Origin of the sequence: Rhizobium sp. IY2, assembly GCF_047532935.1 — a bacterium.
GTDB classification, from domain to species: domain Bacteria; phylum Pseudomonadota; class Alphaproteobacteria; order Rhizobiales; family Rhizobiaceae; genus Rhizobium; species Rhizobium anhuiense.
Genome location: NZ_JBLKNU010000023.1, coordinates 1 through 22,414, shown reverse-complemented (window position 1 = coordinate 22,414; position 22,414 = coordinate 1). Strand labels below are relative to the sequence as shown.

Genomic DNA, 22,414 nt, shown 5'->3' with positions numbered 1-22,414 from the left:
CCTCACTCAGGAGAGCGCGCTGATCATGTCGGGGCGGAAGCCCGCCCAGTGCTGCTCGCCGGCGATGACGACAGGCGCCTGCATGTAGCCGAGGCTGCGGACCCGATCGAGCGCTTCGGCATCCTGCGAGATATCGACGATGTCATAATCGACACCCAGACGGTCGAGGGCGCGGTAGGTGGCAGTGCACTGGACGCAGGCAGGCTTGCTGTAGACGGTAATGGTCATAGTATTCCTCGTGACGACGCGATTGGGACGCAGGACATCGATCGGAAATCTCTCGATATCCGTCGAAAAGGCTCTGTATTTTGCAGCTATGCGGCTCGTTCAGCCGCCGGGCGCGACGTGCCCTTTATATTGCGCGGGTGGCGGCCTGAATTGAGATACTGACATGACTTCACCCCGAAGTGGCTCAATGCGAAGGTTTCAGGGGCGGAGGTTCGGGCCTGCGCAACGCGATGCGGAGATCCCCGCAGCCATGCAAACGCGACCTTCCGGACACCCCGCCCGTGGACGTTTTGTTCGAGGCAGGTCTCCTGGCTCACGGGTCAAAGCACCCTGCCCCAGCCTTCCCAAGGCCTCATGCCTCAGTGACCTGAAATCGGACAGTTGCTCTCCGCTCACAGTTGCGGGGGCAGCTCCGGCGTTGTTGCGCCGTCATGGCGAAACGCACCGTATTCCCGTCTTAGCCATCGCTCCCTACGAATCGATGGAACCTCGAACACTAGATATAGTACGCCAATCCAAATTCGCGTCAACGGATGGTTTGTGCATTGCGTTACGACAGGTTTGAAATCGCTACATTCCTGTGAAGAACATGGATAACCAAAGCTTAAAGACAGCAGGCTGTGGAGAAGCCCCACGAGGGGAGCCGACCTATGACCGGTCCAAAGATTTCGGTTCGAGATCAGGCCCGAATCGTCGATGGGACATCCCGCCGGTGACGGGCGCCGGAGGATGAAGTCGGGGAATGCTTATATCTTTATCCGAAGCAGCCGCAGCGCGTTGATCGTCACCAGCACGGTGGCACCGGTATCGGCGAGGATCGCCGGCCAGAGCCCGGTAATGCCCATGATCGTCGTCACCAGGAACACCGCCTTCAGCCCCAGCGCGATGCTGATGTTCTGCAGGATGTTGCCCATCGTGCGTTTGGAAAGTTCGATCATCCGCGCCACGTCGCCGACGCGTCCGTGCAGCACGGCGGCATCCGCGGTCTCCAGTGCCACATCGGTGCCGCCGCCCATGGCGATGCCGATATCGGCAGCGGCCAGCGCCGGAGCATCGTTGATGCCGTCGCCGACCTTGGCGACGATCAAGCCCTGGCGCTTCAATTCGCCGACGACACGCTGCTTGTCCTCAGGCATCATCTCCCCGAGCCAGTCGATGCCGAGCATGCCGGCCACGGCTGCCGCCGTCCGCTTGTTGTCGCCCGTCAGCATCATCGCCTTGACGCCTGCCGATTTGAGGCTAGCGAGCCCGGCCTCGGCATCCTCGCGCGGCTCGTCGCGCATGGCGATCAGGCCGGCCGCGATACCGTTGACAAGCAGCACCGATACGCTCTTGCCCTCGTCGTTGAGCGCCGTGATGCGTGCATCCTGCTCCGCGCTGAGCGCCCCGAGCGCACGGGCAGCCGGCGGCGACAACAGGTCCAGCGTCTCGCCGCCGACCTTGCCGCTGACACCCTTGCCCGGCAGCGCTTCCAGCTCAAAGGCTGGCGGCACGGGAACGCCGTCCGCCTTGGCGCGGTTGAGGATAGCCAGGGCCAAGGGATGGCTGGATCCCTGCTCCAGCACCGCCGCGCGCGACAACACCTGCGCCTCCTTCAATCCGAAGGAAATGATGTCGGTCACCTGTGGCCTGCCCTCGGTCAGCGTGCCTGTCTTGTCGAAGGCGACCATCGTCACCTTGCCGAGCGTTTCCAGCACCGCGCCGCCCTTCATCAGCAGCCCGCGCCGCGCCCCCGCCGAAAGCGCAGCGGCGATTGCCGCCGGCGTCGAGATGACAAGCGCGCAGGGGCAGCCGATCAGCAGGATGGCGAGACCCTTATAGATCCATTCGCCCCACGACCCGCCGAACAGCAGCGGCGGAACGATGGCAACCAATGCTGCGACCACGACCACGCCGGGCGTGTAATAGCGCGAGAAGCGGTCGATGAAACGCTCGGTCGGCGCCTTCGATTCCTGCGCCTCCTCCACCAGCTTGACGACTCGGGCGATGGTATTGTCGGCCGCCGCCGCCGTGACGCGAACCCGGAGCAGCACATCGCCATTCACCGTGCCGGCAAAAACAACGGCATCGACACCCTTGCGCACCGGCGTGCTCTCACCCGTCACCGGCGCCTCGTCGATCGCACTCTCGCCGGAAACAATGATGCCGTCCGCCGAGATCCGGTCCCCCGGACGCACCATGATGACGGCGCCGACGGCAAGGCTTTCCGCCGGCACTTCCCGCGTCTGGCCATTGTCTTCGAGCAGCGCATTCTTCGGCACCAGGGCCGCCAGCGACTGGATGCTTTGGCGCGCCTTGCCCGCCGCCACCCCTTCCAGCAGCTCGCCGACGAGGAACAGGAACACGACGGTTGCCGCCTCCTCGCCGGCATTGATGATGACGGCGCCAACGGCGGCGATGGTCATCAGCATCTCGATCGAAAACGGTGTTCCCGAGAAAGCGGCCATGACGGCGCGCCGTGCAATCGGCACCAGGCCGACCAGCACGGCGACGATGAAGGCGTAAGAACCAATCGCCGGCACCAGATGGCCGACGGCATAGGCGGCAACGAGTGCGACACCCGAAAGGATGGTCAGCCGGCCCTTCCGGCTCTGCCACCAGGGACCGGCCATCGGCGCATGGTCGTGCCCGTGCAGGCCCTCGATTTCCTTCGCGCCATGATCGTGCGAGTGGTCATGACTTACATGATCATGGCCGTCATGGTCATGGTCATGGTCATGGCCCGCGTGATCACCATGGTCATGCTGATGGTCGTGACGATGCCGCGCACCGTTTTCCTGCGCGGGTGCCGCGCTTCCGGCAAGCGGCGCGACGGAATAGCCGAGCCCTGTCACCTTCTTCTCGATCGCCTTGAGATCGCTGCTGCCGTCATGCCGGACGGTCATCGTGCCCGCCATCACCGAAACGGAAACATCGGCGACACCCGCCACGCGTCTGACCGCGGTATCGATCTTGGTTGCGCAGGCGGCGCAATCCATGCCGCCGACCCGGTATCGTGTCTCGCTCTCAGCCATGATCCGCTTCCTTGTCAAACAGAAGCATCCCTCCTACATCCTCTAGCGACTAGAGGTGCAAGAGGAAAATCATGAAAAAGATCACGATCGGCGAAGCCGCGCGCCAAAGCGGCGTCAAGGTGCCGACAGTGCGTTACTATGAAAGCATTGGCCTGCTCGCCGCCCCGAGCCGCAGCGAGGGCAACCAGCGCTCCTTCGAACCGGCCGATGTCAGCCGCCTCGCCTTCATCCGCCACGCCCGCGAACTCGGCTTCGAGATCGAGGCGATCCGCACGCTGCTCACCCTGCAGGATGATCCGCACCAGTCCTGCGCCTCGGCCGACGCCATCGCCAAGGCCCGCCTCATCGAGGTCGAGCAGCGCATCCGCAGCCTGAAGGCGCTGAAGGCCGAGCTGGAAACCATGGTGGAAGGCTGCGGCCACGGCCGCGTCGATCAATGCCGCGTCATCGAGGTTCTCGCCGACCACGGCCAGTGCACGCATCCGCACCACTGATCTCAGCCCTTGCAGGCGATCCGCGCCCGCGCCAAAACTCAATGCAGACAGAATCGGGCGAAGACCTCTATGAACCAGAAGCGGATTGCCATCATCGGCGGCGGCCCGGCGGGTCTCGCGGCTGCCGAACTGCTTTCCCGTTCCGGTCATGCGGTGACGGTCTACGACGCCATGCCGACCTTCGCCCGCAAGTTCCTGCTGGCCGGCAAATCCGGTCTCAACATCACCCATTCCGAGGATTATGCCCGTTTCGCCACGCGTTTCGGCCCCGCCTCCGTCCATCTACGCGCCGCCCTTGATGCCTTTACCCCAGATGATATCAGGGATTGGGCCGCAGGCCTCGGGACCGAGACCTTCGTCGGCTCATCCGGCCGGGTTTTCCCGAAGGTGATGAAGGCCTCGCCTTTGCTGCGCGCCTGGCTCAGGCGGCTGGAAGCACAGGGCGTCACGCTGCGCACGCGCCATCGCTGGATCGGTTTTGCTGAAGACGGCTATGTCTTCGAAACGCCCGAAGGGCGCAGCATCATCCGTTGTGACGCAGCCCTGCTGGCGCTCGGTGGCGCAAGCTGGCCGCGCCTCGGCTCCGATGCAAGCTGGCTACCCTTGTTATCGGCAAGGGGCGTTGAGATCGAGGCTTTCAAACCCGCCAATTGCGGCTTCGTCGTCGACTGGAGCAAAAACTTCGGCGAGCGTTTCGCCGGCGAGCCGGTGAAATCGGTCACCGCAACCTCCGAGGCCGGCACCCTTCCCGGCGAATTCGTCATCACCGGAAGCGGCATCGAGGGCAGCCTGATCTATGCCCATACCGCCAGCCTCCGCGACCAACTGCTGAACCATGGCAGCGCCGTCCTGACGCTCGATCTCGCACCCGGCCGCACCATCGAAAGGCTGCGCCACGATCTTGCGCGGCAGGACCCCAAATCCAGCTTTTCAAACCGCCTGCGCAAGAGCGCCGGCCTCGACGGCGTCAAGGCCGCGCTGCTGCGCGAATTCGCGCCCGAGCGCGACCGGACAGATCCCGAACGCCTGGCCGGCCTGATCAAGGCCCTGCCGGTGCCGGTGATCGAAACCCGCCCGATCGCCGAAGCGATCTCCTCGGCCGGCGGCATCTGTTGGAGCGGCATCGACGAAGGCTACATGTTGAAGGCGCTGCCGGGCACCTTCGTCGCCGGCGAAATGCTCGACTGGGAAGCACCGACAGGCGGTTATCTTCTCACCGCCTGCCTGGCGACCGGCCGGGCGGCCGCGCGCGGCATCGAGGCCTGGCTGTTGCGGTCGATGCCGATGATCTCGAACCGGATCTAGATCAATGAAATGACGGATGATGTCGTGCAAAGATCGCTGACGCTTTCCAGCATTGTGCCCTGATTGCCGGGGCGAAGGGGGGATGGCCGTCGACACTTGCAATTGCAAACCGGCCGCTTTTCCATCAGACTATGCTGAACTTCGGTGGGAGGAGCCGATGCACGAACACTCAGCGCACGCCGAGCACGTCTACACGTCTGCCCAGCGCGATTCCGCCGCAGCCAGTTCTCCGGTCGTCGCCTCATGGCGTCGATGCATGACCATGCACCAGCTCGCGCCCGAGGACGAACGGGCACCGCTGCGCCTTACCGATCAGGAATTCCGCAATGCACGCGAGCAATCCGAACAGCTGATCGCCAGCGCGACGGGAGAGCTCGATCGTCTCTTTACCACCGTCGGCAAAGCCGGCTGCTGCCTGCTTCTGACCGACAAGAACGGCATCGCGCTGGAGCGCCGGGGAGCTGCCGGCGACGACAAGGAATTCCGCGAACTCGGCCTCTGGACCGGCTCGATCTGGACAGAGGCGAGCATCGGCACCAACGGCATCGGCACCGCACTTGCAGACGAGCGTGCCGTCGCCATATTCCGCGATCAGCATTTTTTCTGCTCGAACACCAGCCTCAGCTGCACGACGGCGCCGATCCGCGATCATCGTGGCCGGCTAGCCGCGGCGCTTGATATCTCCACCTGCCGCGAAGACGTCAACGAGATGACGCTGGCGATCCTGACGCAAACCGTGCGCGATGCGGCGATGCGCATCGAGCTCAACCTCTTCCGTTCGGCCTTTACAGGCGCCCGTTTCCTCATGGTCCCGGCCGGCGCCAATTCCGCCGCCGCTCTGCTCGCCGTCGACAGGCACGATCTGGTGCTCGGCGCGACGCGCGCCGCCCGCATCGCGTTGCAGCTGGACGACAGACGCATCGCCGCCGGCATTCCGGCCGCCGATGCCCTGCATGAGGCTGGCGTCTCGCAGCAGGATGAGATCATCGAGGCGGAGAAGGCAGCGCTGCTTCGGGCGCTGTCGCGCGCCGGCGGCAACGTCTCACGGGCGGCGACCGCGCTCGGCATCAGCCGCGCTACGCTGCACAGGAAGATGAAGAAGCTCGATCTCCACTGATCAGCCTCAAGGGTTCCGCCGCTGCGGCACTCGCGACCCGATGCTGTCGCAGCTCTGCGACACTGTGCACTGCGGTATGGAAGACCCACCCTAGTCCCTGCGCCAAAACATATTCATTTTCCTCCCACTGGTTCGCTTGGGAACCTGGATCATCAAGGGAGGATGACATGCTTCATCAGAAAATCGTCGAGTCGCCGTTCAAACTGAAATACGGCAATTATATCGGCGGCGAATGGCGCGAGCCGGTCGAAGGCAAATACTTCGAAAACGTCACGCCCGTCACCGGCGGCAAGCTCTGCGACATTCCCCGCTCAAATGAAAAAGACATCAATCTTGCGCTCGACGCTGCCCATGCGGCCAAGGAAAAATGGGCCCGCACCTCCGCCGCCGAGCGCTCCAATATCCTCATGAAGATTGCCCAACGCATGGAAGACAAGCTGGAACTGCTCGCCCAAGCCGAGACCTGGGACAATGGCAAGCCGATCCGCGAAACCATGGCGGCCGACATTCCGCTGGCGATCGACCACTTCCGCTATTTCGCTTCCTGCATCCGCGCCCAGGAAGGTTCGATCGGCGAGATCGACCATGATACGATCGCCTATCACTTCCACGAACCGCTCGGCGTCGTCGGCCAGATCATTCCCTGGAATTTCCCGATCCTGATGGCCACATGGAAACTTGCTCCGGCGCTTGCCGCCGGCAACTGCGTCGTCCTGAAGCCCGCCGAGCAGACGCCCGCCTCGATCCTGCTCTGGGCCGAACTCGTCGGCGATCTCCTGCCGCCCGGCGTGCTCAACATCGTCAATGGCTTCGGCCTCGAAGCCGGCAAGCCGCTGGCGACCAGCCCTCGCATCGCCAAGATCGCCTTCACCGGCGAGACGACGACTGGCCGGCTGATCATGCAATATGCCAGCCAGAACCTCATTCCGGTGACGCTGGAGCTCGGCGGCAAATCGCCGAACATCTTTTTCGCCGATGTGATGGCTGATGACGACGACTTCCTCGACAATGCGCTCGAAGGCTTTGCGATGTTTGCCCTCAACCAGGGAGAAGTCTGCACCTGCCCGAGCCGCGCCCTCGTCCAGGAATCGATCTACGACCGCTTCATGGAAAAGGCCGTCAAACGCGTCGAGGCGATCAAGCAGGGCAACCCACTCGACAGCGCGACGATGATCGGCGCCCAGGCTTCGTCGGAGCAACTGGAAAAGATCCTCGCCTATCTTGATATCGGCAAGCAGGAAGGTGCGGAGGTTCTGACCGGCGGCTCGCGCAACGATCTCGGCGGCGAACTGGCGAACGGCTATTACGTCAAGCCAACGATCTTCAAGGGCCACAACAAGATGCGCGTGTTCCAAGAGGAGATCTTCGGACCGGTGGTTTCGGTCACGACCTTCAAGAACGAGAAGGAGGCGCTCGAAATCGCCAACGACACGCTCTACGGCCTCGGCGCCGGTGTCTGGAGCCGCGACGCCAATCGCTGCTACCGTTTCGGTCGCGAGATCCAGGCCGGCCGCGTCTGGACCAATTGCTACCACGCTTACCCGGCCCATGCCGCCTTCGGCGGCTACAAGCAATCGGGGATCGGCCGTGAAACCCACAAGATGATGCTCGACCACTACCAGCAGACCAAGAACATGCTGGTGAGCTACAGCCCGAAAGCCCTTGGCTTCTTCTGAGATGCAACATGGCGGGAGGGTCTCAAACCCCTCCCGAAACTTCGGAGGAAGAACAATGGAAACGACCGTCAACGGCGAACCGCGTGTTCTTGCAACCGACGCGGCACTCGCTCTGATCGGCGAGATCAGGCGGGATCATCCCGATATCCTCTTCCACCAGTCCGGCGGCTGCTGTGACGGTTCCTCGCCGATGTGTTATCCCGCCGATGACTTCATGATCGGCGACAGCGACGTCAAGCTTGGCGAGATCGGCGGCGTGCCGGTCTATATCAGCGCCAGCCAGTTCGAGGCTTGGAAGCATACGCAGCTGATCATCGACGTCGTGCCCGGCCGCGGCGGCATGTTCTCGCTCGACAACGGCCGCGAGAAGCGCTTCCTCACCCGCTCCCGCCTCCTCGGCGGCGGCGAGGCCTGCGCCATCCCGGATGTGACGGTAAGGTCCGTCTAGAGCATGATGCCGAAAAGTGTAGGCGGCTTTCGGGCGACATCATCCTCTAACTAGCTAATTGAGAACGGGATTCAGATTGTGGGCCAACCGGACCTAAAATCATCCTGTTCCAGGGAATTTCGCCTGTAGTATTCCCATAGTACCCTCTGCCTCTCGCGCTTTGCTACTCTCCGCCTGTTGGTTTCAAAGGGAGGAAACGATGCCAGCCTCAAAGATCCTGATGATTACGGGTGATTTCACCGAAGATTACGAAACGATGGTGCCGTTCCAGACGCTGCTTGCCTGCGGCCATACGGTCGACGCCGTCTGCCCCGGCAAAAAGGCCGGTGAGACCGTCGCCACCGCCATCCACGATTTCGAGGGCGACCAGACCTATTCCGAAAAACGGGGCCACAATTTTGCGCTGAACGCCACTTTCGACAGCGTGCGGGCCGAAGATTACGATGCGCTCGTCATCCCCGGCGGCCGCGCACCTGAATATCTGCGCCTCAATGCCGACGTCATCAAATCCGTCCGCCATTTCTTCGACGCCGGAAAACCCGTCGCCGCCATCTGCCATGGCGCGCAGCTGCTTGCCGCTGCCGGCGTGCTGAAGGGCCGCACCTGCTCAGCCTATCCCGCCTGCCGGCCGGAAGTCGAACTTGCCGGCGGCATCTATGCCGACATCGCCATCAGCGATGCGGTCTCGGACGGCAATCTGGTCACAGCGCCGGCCTGGCCGGCGCATCCCTCATGGCTACGCCAGTTCATGGCTGTGCTGGATGCCGCAGCCCTGTTGGAAACCAACGCCGCCTAGAAGGGCGGCACGGGAGGACGACATGTGTGAACTCTTCATCAAGGCGGATGCGCGGCTGTGGGAAAGCACCACCCGGTCGCTGCGCATCGACGGCATGGTCACCAGCGTCAGGCTGGAAAACTTCTTCTGGTCGAAGCTGGAGGAAATCGCGCGGCGCGACGGCATGAATGTCGTTCAGCTGATCACCCGGCTGCACCATGAATCGATCGATGCCGGACATGATCTCGGAAACTTCACGTCCTTCCTGCGAGTCTGCTGCGCCCGCTATCTCGATCTCCAGCTTACCGGCGATATCCCGGGCGATGTCACCCGCCCGATCTCAAGCCTCGACGCGCCTGTCATCCTCGGCCGCGAACGGGCGAAATATCACTGACAGCCGGCCGGCACGACCATCGGGCGATGATAGACGAAGCTGCCCGCGGCAACTCGCCGGCAGTTCCGCAAGACGTCTCGACATAACCCTTGCGGCGGGCTTGCACTGGCGCGCAGCCTGGATCAACAATGCGCGGCATCGTCCAGCAGCTGCACCGTCAGGAGATCGACTATCATGAACGACCAGAAAGCCGTGATCGTCACCGGCGCCGGCGGCAACCTCGGCAGCGCCGTTGTCCGTGAGCTTGCCGGCGCCGGCGCAAAACTCGTTTGCATGAACCGTTCGAGCGACGAGCTGGAAGCCTTGGCCGCCACTCTCCCCGCCTCCACCGAGTTTCTATCGATCGCCGGAACCGATCTCACCGACTATGCCTCCTGCGCCGCCGCTGTTGCGCGGGCCGTCAAGCGTTTCGGCGGCGTTAGCGCATTGGTCAACACCGTCGGCGGCTTCCAGATGGGGCCGGTCGGGCCGGATGCTCCCGCCCAATGGGAGACAATGATGACTGCAAACGCCCGCACCGCGCTGACGATCAGCGCCGCGGTTCTCCCGACCATGAAGGCATCCGGCTACGGCCGCATCGTTCATGTTGCCGCCGCACCCGGCCTGAAGGCCGGCGCCAGGCAGGCCGCGTACGCCGCCTCGAAAGCCGCCGTCATCCGGCTCACCGAAGCGATCGCTGCCGAATGCCGCGACGACCGCGTCACCGCCAATTGCATCCTGCCAGGGACGATCGACACGCCTGAGAACCGCGCGGCCATGCCCGATGCGAAGACGGACGGCTGGGTCTCGCCGCAATCGATCGCCCGCCTCATCGCCTTCCTGATTTCGCCGGCCGCAGCCGTCGTCACCGGCGCGGCAATCCCGGCGACCGGCCGCGAATAACGGAAGACGCGGCGTGAGCCACCGGCAGTGGGTGATCAGACGAGAGAGATCTGCAAGTTTTAGTCAATGACACACGATCTGGCTTGAGGTTCGGTTCGCCTTGAGGCAGCCTCGTCTCCGCCTGCCCATGTGATGGGCACGAGACAGCGGACGGACACAATGGTCTTAGGGATCGCATTGCGGCGACATTTGCCAGAAGACGGGTGGCTTCAATGACGCACGGTCCGGCATTGCGCGCTGTCGGCGCAAACAGCCTGCTACGCAAGGAATGGTTCCTGGGCGTCAGCGTCGCGACCAGCCTGGCGTTTCTTGTTTTCCAGGAGCAGCTCTTCGGACAGCTTTCCGATCCGCTTTGGTTCACTGTCGTTTTTGTCTGGCTGTTCGCTGCCGTCCTCGGTTCCGCTCTGTCGGTGGTGCGGCACGCGGATCACTTGGCGGAGCGGCTGAAGGAGCCTTACGGCACGCTCATTCTGACGCTTGCCATCACCTCGATCGAGGTGATGGCAATTTCGGCCGTCATGCTTCACGGCGAAAACAATCCCACGCTTGCGCGCGATACTCTGTTTGCAGTCGTTATGATCATCCTCAACGGCATGGTCGGCCTGTCCTTGCTGCTGGGTGCATGGCGGCGACCGGAACAGCAGCATAACCTGCAGGGCGCCAATGCCTATCTCGGAGTCATCGTACCGCTGGCGACCCTGAGCCTGGTGATGCCGACATTTCTTGCGGGCCCGGACGGACAACATCCATCGGCGGCGCGGCAATTGATACTTGGCATCATATCGGTCGGCCTTTACGCCACGTTTCTGTTTCTTCAGGCCGGCCGCCATCGGGACTATTTCAGCGACGACAGCAACCGTCACGAACCTCCCCGCGAACGTGCTCCTCACCATGGGCCGGTATGGCCTCATGCCATCCTGCTTTTCGCCTACATGGGTCCTGTCGTCTTTCTGGTCGAACAGCTTGCCCGGCCGATCGATTACATTATCGAAACCTTGCACGCTCCAACCGCATTTGGCGGTGTTGTCATGGCCGTCCTCGTCGCCACGCCCGAGGCCATCAGCGCCGTGCGTGCGTCCATCGCCAATAATCTGCAGCGCTCCGTCAACATCTTCCTTGGTTCAGTGCTGTCGACGATCGGGCTGACGGTGCCGGCGATGCTTGTTGTCAGTCAGCTTTACGGACACCCCGTGACACTCGGCCTCGAGCATGGAGATCTTGTGATGCTCCTGCTCACTCTTGCCGTCAGCATCATCACCTTTGCCAGCGGCCGCACCCATCTCATGCAAGGTGCCGTCCATCTGGTGCTTTTCCTGGCCTATGTGCTGCTGATTTTCCAGCAATGACGCCCGGCCGCAAGATCAGGAAAGTAAAGAGTTCCAAGCTTTGACCGTCTTCCGCTATGATAATGAGAGCTTTGCATATTTTGGCAATCATAGTGGCTGCAGGATCGTGAACGATACGGAGGCCGGACTTGAGCTCACTGTTGCTTGGCGGGCTTGTATTTATCTTTCTGTCGACGGCGACATCGATAGGATTGATAGTGCGCGCCCGCTTGCCGGATCATCATCTCAATGCGGAATCCAAGGATGTCATCAGGCTGGCGACGGCGGTGGTCGGAACGCTGTCGGCCCTGGCACTCGGCCTTCTTATCGCATCCGCCAAGTCGAGCTATGACAACGCCGAAGTGGAGATGAGAACGGCGGCGGCGCGGGTGCTCCTGCTTGACCGCGTCATGGCGCAATACGGGCCGGAAACCGACAAGGCGCGTCAATTGCTGCGTGAACTCATCGAGAAACGGCTGAGCCGCGGCTGGACGACGGAGACGACCGACGAACCATCCGCCAAGGCGCTGGGAGAATATCAGGATATCGAAGCGGTTCAGGGCGACCTTCGATCCCTGCTGCCGAAGGATGCCGTGCAGCGCTCTCTGCAGGCGCGCGCTCTTGAGGTGAGCGGCATGCTGGCCGAGACCCATTGGCTGCTGGTCGAATCCGGTAAGGAGGGTTTACCCTGGGCCTTCCTTGCCGTTCTCGTCTGTTGGCTCGGGCTGCTTTTTGCGACCTTTGGGCTGCAGGCGCCGGCCAATCCGACGGTGCTGTCCATTCTGCTTGTCTGCGCCCTGTCCGTCGCCGGCGCGATCTTTCTGGTTTCGGATATGGCCAATCCGTATGTCGGGCTGATCCGTGTTTCGGATGCCCCTCTGCAATCCGCCATCGAACGGCTCGGGAAACCGTAGTCGTTTTGACGTCTCTCAAGAGATGACTCCAACACAGTTCAATTGTGCACCAGCAGCTATTGCAATTTTTAGCAATGCCGCGACATAATATCGCATGCCCGGAACTTTTCGGAGAGGGGTCGTCTCCGCCGAGGCACGCATCAAGACTGGGGCTCTTCAACATCGGGGCGGCGGCAATGCGTGTGAGATTGTATCAGGGTCTGTGCCTGTCTGTGGCGCTCGCCGGCATGGCAATTCTTGCTGGCTGCGAGGAAAGCGGCAACACCTATGTTGCTCCTCCACCACCTCCAGTTCGCGTCGCCCAGCCGGTCCAGCAACCGGTCACTCTCTATTTCGAGCTCACCGGCAACACGGCGCCGCTCAATTCCGTCGATATCGAGGCGCGCGTCCAAGGCTACATCCAATCCATCGACTATCAGGACGGCATGACGGTAACGAAGGGCACCAAGCTCTTCGGCATCGAGCGCGACACCTATCAGGCGCAACTGGATCAGGCGAAGGCATCGCTCGCCTCGCAACAGGCGTCTCAGGTCGGCGCGCAGCAGGAATACGACCGGCAGCTCAATTTGTCGAAGCAACAGGTCACCACGCAGACCGCAGTCGACAGCGCCAAGGCGACACTCGACGAGGCGAATGCGTCCATCCTCAATGCCCAGGCCAATCTCGAGCTCGCGACGATCAACTTGGGATACACGGAAGTGCTTGCCCCCTTCGACGGCACCGTCACCGACCACCTCGTCGATATCGGCGCGCTGGTCGGCGTATCCGGTCCCACCAAACTCGCCAGCATTGTGCAGCTGGATCCGCTCTATGCCTATTTCAACGTCAGCGAAACCCAGGTGCTGACGATCAAGGAAACCCTGGCAAAGCAGGGGCACACCTTCAAGCAGACGGACCTTCCAACCATACCGGCGGAAATCGGCCTGCAGACGGAAGAAGGTTATCCGCACAAGGGCCATCTCGATTACGTATCGCCGCAGCTCGATGCCTCCACAGGCACGCTTCAGGTGCGCGCCGTGTTCGACAACAAGGACCGAGCCATGTTGCCTGGTCTCTTCGTCCGGGTCCGCGTGCCGGTCGGCCATAACGACAAGGCCCTGCTGGTGCGCGACGATGCGATCGGCACGAACCAGCTGGGCAGCTATCTGCTCGTTCTCGGCAAGGACGATGTCATCGAGCAGAAGCAGGTCAAGACCGGCCAGCGTGAAGGTTCGCTCCGCGTCATCGAGTCAGGCCTCGATGCAGCCGACTGGGTGGTGACCCAAGGTATCCAGCAGGCCATTCCCGGCAGTAAGGTCACGCCCGAGAAGATGGAAATGAACCCGCCGGCAACTGCCGCCGGCGATGCCAAGGCCAAGACCACCACGCAATGAATTCGCCATCATGGTTCATCTGAACGTCTGAGGACAGCAGCATGATCTCGCGCTTCTTCATCGAGCGACCGGTACTCGCCAACGTCCTGGCGTTGGTCTTCGTGCTCATCGGCGCGGTGGCCCTCATCCAACTGCCCGTGGCGCAATATCCGAATGTCGTTCCGCCGACGGTGCAAGTGACGACGCGCTTTCCCGGCGCCAGCGCCCAGACCCTGGTCGACACCGTGGCGCTGCCGATCGAGCAGCAGGTCAACGGCGTGCAGGACATGCTCTACATGCAGTCAACCAGCGCCAGCGACGGCACTTACTCGCTGACCGTGACCTTTGCCATCGGCACGGATCCCGACCAGGCTCAGGTCCTGGTACAAAACCGCGTTGCCATAGCGATGTCGTCGCTTCCCGAAGCGGTACAGCTTCAGGGCGTGACGACGCAGAAGAAGTCGACGGCGATCCTCGGTTTCGTCAGCCTGACCTCACCAGACAGCCGTTATGACAGCCTGTTCCTGTCGAACTACGCCGTCATCAACTTGCAGAATGAACTCGCCCGCCTGCCAGGTGTCGGCAACGTCACCGTGTTCGGCGCCGGTCAATATGCCATGCGCATCTGGATGGATCCGAACCTGCTGCAGGCGCGCGGCCTGACCCCGCAGGATGTCGTCAGCGTCGTGCAGCAGCAGAGCCAGGAGGTCGCCGCCGGCCAGATCGGCATTCCGCCGGTGCCGAAGGGGCAGGTCTTCCAATATACGCTGAACGTCAATGGCCGGCTGAACGAGGCGGCCGACTACGAGAATATCGTCGTCAAAGTGGAAAGCGGACAGGGCGGCCGTGTGACCCGGATCCGCGATATCGGCCGCGTCGAACTCGGCGCCCAGACCTACAGCCAGTCCTTCATGCAGAACGGCAGGCCGGCGGCTGGCATCGGCATTTTCCAACTGCCGGAAGCCAATGCGATCTCGGTTGCACAGGCCGTGCGGGCGAAAATGGAAGAGCTCTCGAAGAGCTTTCCGCCGGGCCTCGAATATCATGTACCGTTCGACACGACGAAATTCGTCGAGGCCTCCATCGACGAGGTTTACGTCACCTTGATCGAGGCCGGCGTTCTCGTTCTCATCGTCATTCTCGTCTTCCTGCAGGACTGGCGGGCGATGCTCGTGCCGGCGACCACCGTTCCGGTCACCATCATCGGCGCCTTCGCGGCCATGGCGGCATTGGGCTTCACCGTCAACCTGTCGACGCTCTTTGCCATCGTTCTCGCCATCGGTATCGTCGTCGACGATGCCATCGTCATCGTCGAAGGTGTCGCCCGGCACATCGAGGCGGGCATGTCCGGCCGAAAGGCCGCCGAGAAAGCGATGGAGGAACTGCTCGGTCCGGTCATCGGCATCACGCTGGTGCTGATGGCCGTTTTCATTCCAGCCGCCTTCCTGCCCGGCCTGACCGGACAGCTCTACAGGCAGTTCGCCCTCGTGATTGCCGCGACGGCGCTGATCAGCGCGATCAATGCCGTCACGCTGAAACCGACGCAATGCGCCCTCTGGCTGCGTCCGCCGGCCCCGCCCGAGAAACGCAACATCCTTTATCGCGGCTTCAACAGGGTCTACGACAAAGGCGAGCGCGGCTATGCCGGGCTGATCGGATCGATGACCCGTCACGCCGGCATCATGGCGGTCGCGGCACTGGTGCTGATCGCGGTCGCCGCCTGGGGGCTTGCCCGCCTGCCGACGGCATTCCTGCCCATCGAGGATCAAGGCTATGTGCTGATCAATGCGCAATTGCCGGACGGCGCCTCGAAGGAGCGCACCGATGCTGTCATGGACGCGGTCGGCAAGATCGCCGAAGCCACACCCGGCGTCGACCAGGTGCTGACCATCAGCGGCATCTCCGTTCTCGACAACAATGCCAGCCTGCAGAATGCCGGCGTCGCCTATGTCGTGCTGAAGGATTGGGATGAACGCGGCAAGCAGAAGGGGCAGGACTTGCTGTCGATCTACCAACATCTGAACGGCGCGCTGCAAGGCGTGCTCACGGCCAAGACGCTGGTGATCGTGCCGCCTCCGATCCAGGGCGTCGGCAATGCCAGCGGCTTTACCATGCAGGTCGAGATCAGGAACGGCATTTCCGACTACCCGCTGCTGCAATCGCTTGCCGATACGATCGTCAGGAACGGCAGTGCCCAATCGTCGCTGCAAAGGCTGAGCACGCCTTTTCGCTCGAACGTGCCGCAGCTGGCTGTTTCCGTCGATCGCATCAAAGCGGAGACGCTGGGAATTACCGTGGGCCAGGTCTTTTCCGCTCTCTCCGGCTATGTCGGATCGAGCTATGTGACCCAGTTCAACAAATTTGGCCGCACCTTCCAGGTCTATGCACAAGCCGCCTCCGATTTCCGGGTCAGCGCCGAAGACATCCGCAATCTCAAGGTCAAAGCCGGCGACGGGACGATGGTGCCGCTCGGCACGGTCGTCGATGTCACGACGACGCAAGGTCCTTCCCTGATCAGCCTCTACAATCTCTACCCCACAGCAACCATCGTCGGCGGTCCTGCCGCCGGCTTCAGTTCCGGCCAGTCGCTCGACGTCATGGAACAGATTGCCGACCAGACGTTGCCGCCGGGCACGGGCTTCGAGTGGACGGCGCTCTCCTATCAGGAGAAGGCCGTGGGCGGGCAGATCTATTTCATCTTCGCGCTCGCCATGCTGCTCGTCTATTTCGTGCTCGCCGGTCAGTATGAAAGCTGGATCTTGCCACTGGCGGTCATACTCGCCGTGCCGCTCGCTCTGCTGGGCACGGTAGCAGCACTTACCGCTGCGGGTGTTGCCAACAACCTCTATACGCAGATCGGCCTTATCCTGCTGATCGCACTTGCATCGAAGAACGCCATCCTCATCGTCGAATATGCGCGGGAAAAGCGGGCGGAAGGCATGGAAATCCTGGATGCGGCCGTCGAGGCCGCCCGGCTGCGTTTCCGGCCAATTCTGATGACGTCCTTCGCCTTTATCCTCGGCGTCCTGCCGCTGGTGCTGGCGACGGGCGCCGGCGCATCGGCCCGTAAGTCGATCGGCATATCGGTCTTCAGCGGCATGATCGCCTCGACCTGTCTTGCCGTGCTCTTCGTACCGTCCTTCTACGTCCTGCTGCAGCGCCTCGAGGAATATTTGAAACGGCGCGGAGCGACCGCAAACACGGCCGCGAGCGTGACGGAGGCGGAGACATCGAACGTCCGATAGACGACCGCAGCATTATTGGACGATCACCTGCACATAAACGTTGCCGCTCTTGGCGTAATAATACGCGCCGCATCGATAATAGTAGCCGCCGTAATAGGGACCATAGCGGCAGCCTGCCGGAAGCACGGCGATGGTCGTCGTCGTGCGTGTGACGACCCGCCGCGTCGTCCGACGGGCCACGCCCGCATAAGAGAGCGGCGTCAGCGGCCTGCCGATGACGGCGCCCGCCGGCGTGGCGAAGCCGATCGACAACGGCAGAAATCCCTGCACCTCGATGCGAATGTCGGTGAATGTCACGACGCCGGCGAGGCCCAGAGCGAAGAACAGCTTGTTATAGGTCATTTCACCTCTCCCATATCGGCAGGCGCCGGAAGCTCATCAAGCGATTGCAGCTCGCTGAGATCGACCGTCTTCGCACTGGCCGGAACTTCGATGCTGTAGGAAACGGCCGCGACATCGGCGCCGCTTTTGAAATCGCTGATTTCAAGCGTGTATTGCGGCGCCTGGACGACGTGCTTGCTGGTGATGACGTAACGGCGCGGTATCGGTTGCGAGCCGGTCTGTATCCAGATCTGCCAGTCGATTTCAGGCGTTCGGAAGGCCAGGTATGCGCATTCGACGCCATCCACGAAAGCACTGGAAATGTGCTTGGCATCGGTCACCTCAGACATCAGCACATCATAGACGTTGGAGGACAAGAGATCGGCGCCTGGCGCTTCGACCCCCGCGGTCATAAGCCTGTTGATCAGTTCGTCGAGCGAACCCTTGCCATCGATCTTGGCATAGGCGTCGAGGTTCTTGCCATGCACCGTCAGCGACGAACCGTCGAAACTGACGTCGAGATCGGCAAAACCGCCGGTTCTGGTGACACGCAGCTTGTCGGGACGTGTCAGGTTGGCTGTCCCGGAGCTGACGAACTGGAGCTTCTCGAACTCGGGCGTCACGGCTTCGAGCGACGATTGATAGGTAAAGGATATCGTCTTCTGCGCCGCCAGAAAATCGGACATCGCCTTGAGTAGGGCTTTTGCATCATCCGCCCAAGCGCTCGTTGGCAGCGCCAGGCCGGCGGCGAGCGAGGTATAAACAAGCATCCGCTTCAATCGCGGGAAACAGAAAGTCGATGACATGACAATGCCTTTCATATGTGCCGTCATTGATTTCATCGGATATGCAGGTGCCGAACCGATTCCGGCCGGAGATGAAGTGTGCAGACGCAAACTGTGCATGTGCCAGACCGGCCACCTGCCGGTCTTTACCGCGTTGCGCTCACCGAATGACGCTGAAGCGCGATGCTGTTCGGATTACCGCTTTCACAGATCGGGGTCTGACCAGGCTATAATCCCGAAGTCAACACTCTGTGGCAGGCCGGCGACACGCGTTGCAGATTGTCCCAGAGGCAAGCGATACCCCGCCCTCCGCCGAGCGGCACCATCCGGCACAAGGCCCGGAAGTCCAATCCACAGGTTTCACGCAGGATCATCAGTTCCTCGCGTGGCGAGAAGGCCGGCATCATGGCCTGAGGAGCAGGCGTGGTCGCGACCGCCGCAGCGCCGCCGCCGGTGGCCGGGGTTGATCCGGCTGCCCCTCCGAGCGCCGCAACGGCCTGCTGACACGGTGCCGACAGAGCGGCGTTGTGCTGCTGCAAGCAGCTGAGCGCCTCTGCGCCGCCCGGCGTCACGCCAGAACATTGCGCCATAAAATCGCGTTGGCAGGCTGATTTGACGGCGTTGCGCTGCGCCTGCGTCGGCTGATGCGCCGGCGCGCCGGTCGCAGGCGCCGGGGTGACCGCTCCGGTGGTTGCCGGCGCGGCCGGAGACGGCTCCGCCGATGTCGACTTCGGTTTGCTAACCGCCGACACAGCTTTCTTACAGCCGGCTGAAAGTGTGGCGCTATGCTGTTGCAGGCAGGTGAGTGCCTCCATCCCGCCCGGCGTGACGCCGGAACATTGCGCCATGAAATCGGAACGGCATTCCGCCCTGATCGCATTGCGCTGCTCCTCAGTCGGCGCCTGCGCAGACGCGACGCCTGCGAAGAGCACCACTGCGCAGAGCGGTGGCAATCCCGAGATAGCAAACCGAAGACGACGCCTTCCATGCGGAGTCGTCAGTAGAGAAGATGCCCATTTTCCCATTATTCCTCCCCCCTATAAATCTCTAATCTACTTCATGAAATCGAACGCCCTGCTGAATAGGATAATAAACGCCCGCCAATTTGAGGGACGTTGCTTGCCGCTGCGAAAATATTAAAACGCCGGCTCCACGTATATTAGAATATTGCTAATTTAGCAACTATCGTGCGCCTGAAAACTGATCAAGGGAAACGTATCGCTCATCAGCTTTCTGATCGGAAACCATGCATCTCAAAGCAAGTGCTTTGCGAATACATGCTGCCGTCATGCCGCAGCCTCGTACCCTCTTGAAGCCGGGCTCTCGCGGCCTTCAAGCCGAAAGCGTGCAATCATGTCGGTAAGTGCAAGCGCCTCGGACGATAGCTGTTGGGTGGCAGCATTCGTCTCTTCCACCATCGCCGCATTTTGCTGCGTCATACGATCAATATCGTTGACCGACGCGTTGATCGAATGGAGTGTCGTTGCCTGTTCGCGGCTTGACGAGGCAATGAGTTCAATATGGCCGACGATGTGGACGATCTCGCTGGAAATCTCCATCAGCGCATCGCCGGTGCGGCCGACGAATTCGGAGCCGGACGCAACCTCGCGGACGGAATTGTTGATGAGCTCGCCGATTTCCTTGGCTGCACGAGCCGATCGCTGCGCCAGTTCCCGCACCTCCTGTGCCACGACAGCAAAGCCCTTGCCGGCCTCACCCGCTCTCGCCGCTTCGACTCCCGCATTTAGGGCCAAGAGATTGGTCTGGAAAGCGATGGAGTCGATGGCGCTGACAATCTGAACGATCTTGCCCGACGCGTCCTCAATCCGTCCCATGGCCGAAACCGCGTTTTGGACCACTGAAGCCGAGGCGTCGGCACCCTGTTTGGCGCGTTGGACAAGCGCAAGCGCTGCTGCTGCCCGTCCTGACGAGGTATTGACGGCGGAAGAAATCTCCTCCACTGCCGCTGCGGTTTCCTCAAGTGCAGCCGCCTGCTTCTCCGTTCGACGGGCCAGGTCATCAACGGCTTCCGCCATCTGTCGGCCATTGTCGTTGATGAGGGAAGACGTCTCGCGGATATCGCAGAGCGTCTCTCTGAGACCCGCCACCGACATGTTGAAATCGGTGCGGATCCGGTCGAGTTCGGCGGCAAAGGGCGTATCGATCGAAAAATTCAACTCCCCGCGCGACAGCCGCGTGAGCCCCTCTGCAAGCGCCTCGATTGCGGCGTCAACCTGGACCTTGGCGCTACGTCGCTGGAGTTCGTTGCGGGCGCGCTCAGATTCCGCATCACTGCGCGCGATCTCGGCCTGTTGTTCCATTTCGACATTCGACAGCGCATTTTGTTTGAAGACGGAAAGCGCACGAGCCATTTCCCCGATTTCGTCGCCCCGTGCCTCGCCGGTGATTGTGGTATCGAGCCGTCCCTCTGCGATCTTGCGCATCGCTGCGGTAATCTGGGTGATCGGTCCCTTCAGGGTGACGACCAGTGCGGCACCCGCGGTCATAGCAATCAGGATGCCGATGACAATCGCGCCTCCGGATATCCTATTGGCCTGTTGACGATCCTGCCCAGCATTTTGCCTCTGCGTCTCGGCGAATTGAGCAAGCAGGTTCCAGGTGTTGTCGATCTGCCCCGCAGCGCTGTCGAACTCAGCCAGTTTGCGCACCGCACCTTCGGAAAGCGCTGCCGCGTTCGCCGCAAGCAGATCGAGGACGGGTTGAGCCTTCTTCGGAATTTCGGCAAAGACCGGATCGTCGTTCACCACGCCGGCGAGACGGCCGAGCTCGGTCTGATACATGTAGATCGACTGCTGGACTTTCTTCACCCGCGCATCGTCTGGATTGCCGGCGAGTTCGGCGAAGCCGACGCGGATCTCGTTATTGCTGTTAACGATGGCGCGCAGTTCGTTGCCGACATTGGTCGCCTGAGAGATATCTTTGTCCGACGCGGCAAGCGCCAACACGGAGGTCCGCATCAGATCGTCGCCAATCGTCTTGAGACTGTCGCCAGTTGCAGCAAGATCGGCGACGGCGGTATCCGTTGCTGGGACATCCAAAGTGTCAGGCGACACCTTCGAAGCGTTGGCGACAGCATCCACAGCAGCGGCATACTGGGCGGCGATGGCTTGTTTGTCGGTCCCTACAGCAGGCGAAAGCTGTTCCTTTGCCTTTTGCAAATCGGGGGCATATTTGGCTAACAGGCCAACTTTGTCAGCCGGCGTCGTCACGCTCGCATAGTCATTGCGAAGTTTTGTCGCGATACTGGCGGCGGCGCTGATGGAGACGGAATTGCTCAAGCCGCTCTTGTTGGCATTTTCCATCTTTTTCGCACTGGCCATCAGCATGAACGAGCGCTTGCCAACCTGCCCTTGCAGGTCAAGAAGTGCCGCGGAAGCAGCGTCCACATCGCTGAGAATTTTCTGCTGTCCCGTTTCGATTTGCCAGATCGCTTCGATCTTTTGCGGTATGATTTGCGACTGATCAAGCGCCCGGTCAAGAAGCCCCACATCGGTCGTCGGCCTTAGCCTCTCGATCGTCTGCTGCAGGTTTGTCAGTTGCTCTCGGGCGTCGGCAAGCGCGGTATCACGAGCTTCCTGCGACGGCTTCATCAGAAAGCCGGTCATGCTGGAAGAAACATGTTTGAACCCGTTCAGGGACTGCAAAACATGGTTGGAGATCTCCATGCGTCCCTCGAGAAGGCTGGACGCGTAGTACCCCGTCAGTCCCACTGCGCATAGACTAATGACGAATGGCGCCAAAAGTACGAGCACCTTCGTCTGAATGCGAACCCGCGACATCAAACCATCTACCACGAATGCACCCTCACCACCGATTGGAGCTAAGCTGTCATTCTTTGCTTAAGAACCGATAAATGGGTTGATCCGAGGACTATGCACGCTTGACCTACCGGGGCGAAGGCGTGGTTCAGACACTCGAACGGGCATGTAGGCAGATCGGCTATTCACCATCGCCTGTCCCTATTTCGGACACCTGCTGAGGCATTAACTCGCACGTCTGGAAACGCCAAAGCCCGCACGAGGCGGGCTTTTTGTATCAGCGTGTATGGCGGTCTATGTGGGATTTGGTTGCGGGGGCAGGATTTGAACCTGCGGCCTTCAGGTTATGAGCCTGACGAG

The 22,414-nt window shown here is 61.6% G+C and carries 18 protein-coding genes and 1 riboswitch; of the genes, 12 read left to right on the top strand and 6 right to left on the bottom strand.

Going from position 1 to position 22,414, the window contains the following annotated elements; genetic code table 11:
* Nucleotides 1-6: 6 nt before the first annotated feature.
* Together nrdH and ACMUVN_RS32735 are read right to left on the bottom strand one after the other, a co-directional pair.
* Complete coding sequence (gene nrdH / locus ACMUVN_RS32740) at nt 7-228, bottom strand: glutaredoxin-like protein NrdH (protein ID WP_018243700.1); 222 nt, start codon at nt 226-228, stop codon at nt 7-9.
* A gap of 280 nt (nt 229-508) precedes the next feature.
* Nucleotides 509-735, bottom strand: a riboswitch (cobalamin riboswitch).
* 239 nt (nt 736-974) lie between these two features.
* A complete protein-coding gene (locus ACMUVN_RS32735) occupies nt 975-3,242 on the bottom strand; it encodes a heavy metal translocating P-type ATPase (RefSeq protein WP_414816024.1) in 2,268 nt (755 codons plus the stop codon).
* Between the two features lie 71 nt (nt 3,243-3,313).
* Here ACMUVN_RS32735 and ACMUVN_RS32730 point away from each other — a divergent pair, with 71 nt between their 5' ends.
* From ACMUVN_RS32730 to ACMUVN_RS32675, 12 genes are all read left to right on the top strand, one after another.
* On the top strand, nt 3,314-3,736 hold the full coding sequence (locus tag ACMUVN_RS32730; RefSeq protein ID WP_028755612.1) for a MerR family transcriptional regulator: 423 nt from the start codon (nt 3,314-3,316) through the stop codon (nt 3,734-3,736).
* Between the two features lie 69 nt (nt 3,737-3,805).
* The gene (locus ACMUVN_RS32725; protein WP_183906229.1) at nt 3,806-5,041 is read left to right on the top strand and encodes a TIGR03862 family flavoprotein; all 1,236 of its coding nucleotides are present in this window, start codon (nt 3,806-3,808) and stop codon (nt 5,039-5,041) included.
* Nucleotides 5,042-5,198: 157 nt separating this feature from the next.
* Nucleotides 5,199-6,158 (top strand): helix-turn-helix domain-containing protein, encoded by a 960-nt coding sequence (locus ACMUVN_RS32720; RefSeq protein ID WP_028755610.1) that lies wholly within the window; start codon nt 5,199-5,201, stop codon nt 6,156-6,158.
* A gap of 167 nt (nt 6,159-6,325) precedes the next feature.
* Nucleotides 6,326-7,834: an aldehyde dehydrogenase gene (gene adh / locus ACMUVN_RS32715; protein WP_414816023.1), complete on the top strand. Its 1,509-nt coding sequence runs from the start codon at nt 6,326-6,328 to the stop codon at nt 7,832-7,834.
* Nucleotides 7,835-7,889: 55 nt separating this feature from the next.
* Nucleotides 7,890-8,282: a DUF779 domain-containing protein gene (locus ACMUVN_RS32710; RefSeq protein WP_028759017.1), complete on the top strand. Its 393-nt coding sequence runs from the start codon at nt 7,890-7,892 to the stop codon at nt 8,280-8,282.
* 199 nt (nt 8,283-8,481) lie between these two features.
* Nucleotides 8,482-9,078 (top strand): DJ-1/PfpI family protein, encoded by a 597-nt coding sequence (locus ACMUVN_RS32705; RefSeq protein ID WP_414816022.1) that lies wholly within the window; start codon nt 8,482-8,484, stop codon nt 9,076-9,078.
* Between the two features lie 22 nt (nt 9,079-9,100).
* A complete protein-coding gene (locus ACMUVN_RS32700; protein WP_028755606.1) occupies nt 9,101-9,451 on the top strand; it encodes a ribbon-helix-helix domain-containing protein in 351 nt (116 codons plus the stop codon).
* Nucleotides 9,452-9,625: 174 nt separating this feature from the next.
* Nucleotides 9,626-10,333 (top strand): SDR family NAD(P)-dependent oxidoreductase, encoded by a 708-nt coding sequence (locus ACMUVN_RS32695; RefSeq protein ID WP_047620003.1) that lies wholly within the window; start codon nt 9,626-9,628, stop codon nt 10,331-10,333.
* A gap of 212 nt (nt 10,334-10,545) precedes the next feature.
* Nucleotides 10,546-11,679, top strand: a complete 1,134-nt coding sequence (locus ACMUVN_RS32690; RefSeq protein ID WP_127431905.1) for a calcium:proton antiporter — start codon at nt 10,546-10,548, stop codon at nt 11,677-11,679.
* Between the two features lie 128 nt (nt 11,680-11,807).
* Nucleotides 11,808-12,572, top strand: a complete 765-nt coding sequence (locus ACMUVN_RS32685; protein ID WP_127431904.1) for a DUF4239 domain-containing protein — start codon at nt 11,808-11,810, stop codon at nt 12,570-12,572.
* Nucleotides 12,573-12,748: 176 nt separating this feature from the next.
* Nucleotides 12,749-13,945, top strand: a complete 1,197-nt coding sequence (locus tag ACMUVN_RS32680; RefSeq protein WP_028755602.1) for an efflux RND transporter periplasmic adaptor subunit — start codon at nt 12,749-12,751, stop codon at nt 13,943-13,945.
* A 41-nt stretch (nt 13,946-13,986) separates the two neighbouring features.
* Complete coding sequence (locus ACMUVN_RS32675) at nt 13,987-17,169, top strand: multidrug efflux RND transporter permease subunit (RefSeq protein WP_132576189.1); 3,183 nt, start codon at nt 13,987-13,989, stop codon at nt 17,167-17,169.
* Nucleotides 17,170-17,181: 12 nt separating this feature from the next.
* Here the strand turns inward: ACMUVN_RS32675 and ACMUVN_RS32670 are convergent, their stop codons facing one another.
* From ACMUVN_RS32670 to ACMUVN_RS32655, 4 genes are all read right to left on the bottom strand, one after another.
* Complete coding sequence (locus ACMUVN_RS32670) at nt 17,182-17,511, bottom strand: hypothetical protein (RefSeq protein ID WP_028755600.1); 330 nt, start codon at nt 17,509-17,511, stop codon at nt 17,182-17,184.
* Nucleotides 17,508-18,296 carry a DUF2092 domain-containing protein gene (locus tag ACMUVN_RS32665; protein ID WP_028755599.1) on the bottom strand — a complete coding sequence of 263 codons (789 nt, stop codon included), beginning with the start codon at nt 18,294-18,296 and terminating at the stop codon, nt 17,508-17,510. Before ACMUVN_RS32665 ends, ACMUVN_RS32670 begins: the two co-directional genes overlap by 4 nt.
* Nucleotides 18,297-18,502: 206 nt before the next feature.
* Nucleotides 18,503-19,300 carry a hypothetical protein gene (locus ACMUVN_RS32660; protein ID WP_414816021.1) on the bottom strand — a complete coding sequence of 266 codons (798 nt, stop codon included), beginning with the start codon at nt 19,298-19,300 and terminating at the stop codon, nt 18,503-18,505.
* A 261-nt stretch (nt 19,301-19,561) separates the two neighbouring features.
* A complete protein-coding gene (locus tag ACMUVN_RS32655) occupies nt 19,562-22,090 on the bottom strand; it encodes a methyl-accepting chemotaxis protein (protein WP_132576185.1) in 2,529 nt (842 codons plus the stop codon).
* Between the last annotated feature and the right edge of the window lie 324 nt (nt 22,091-22,414).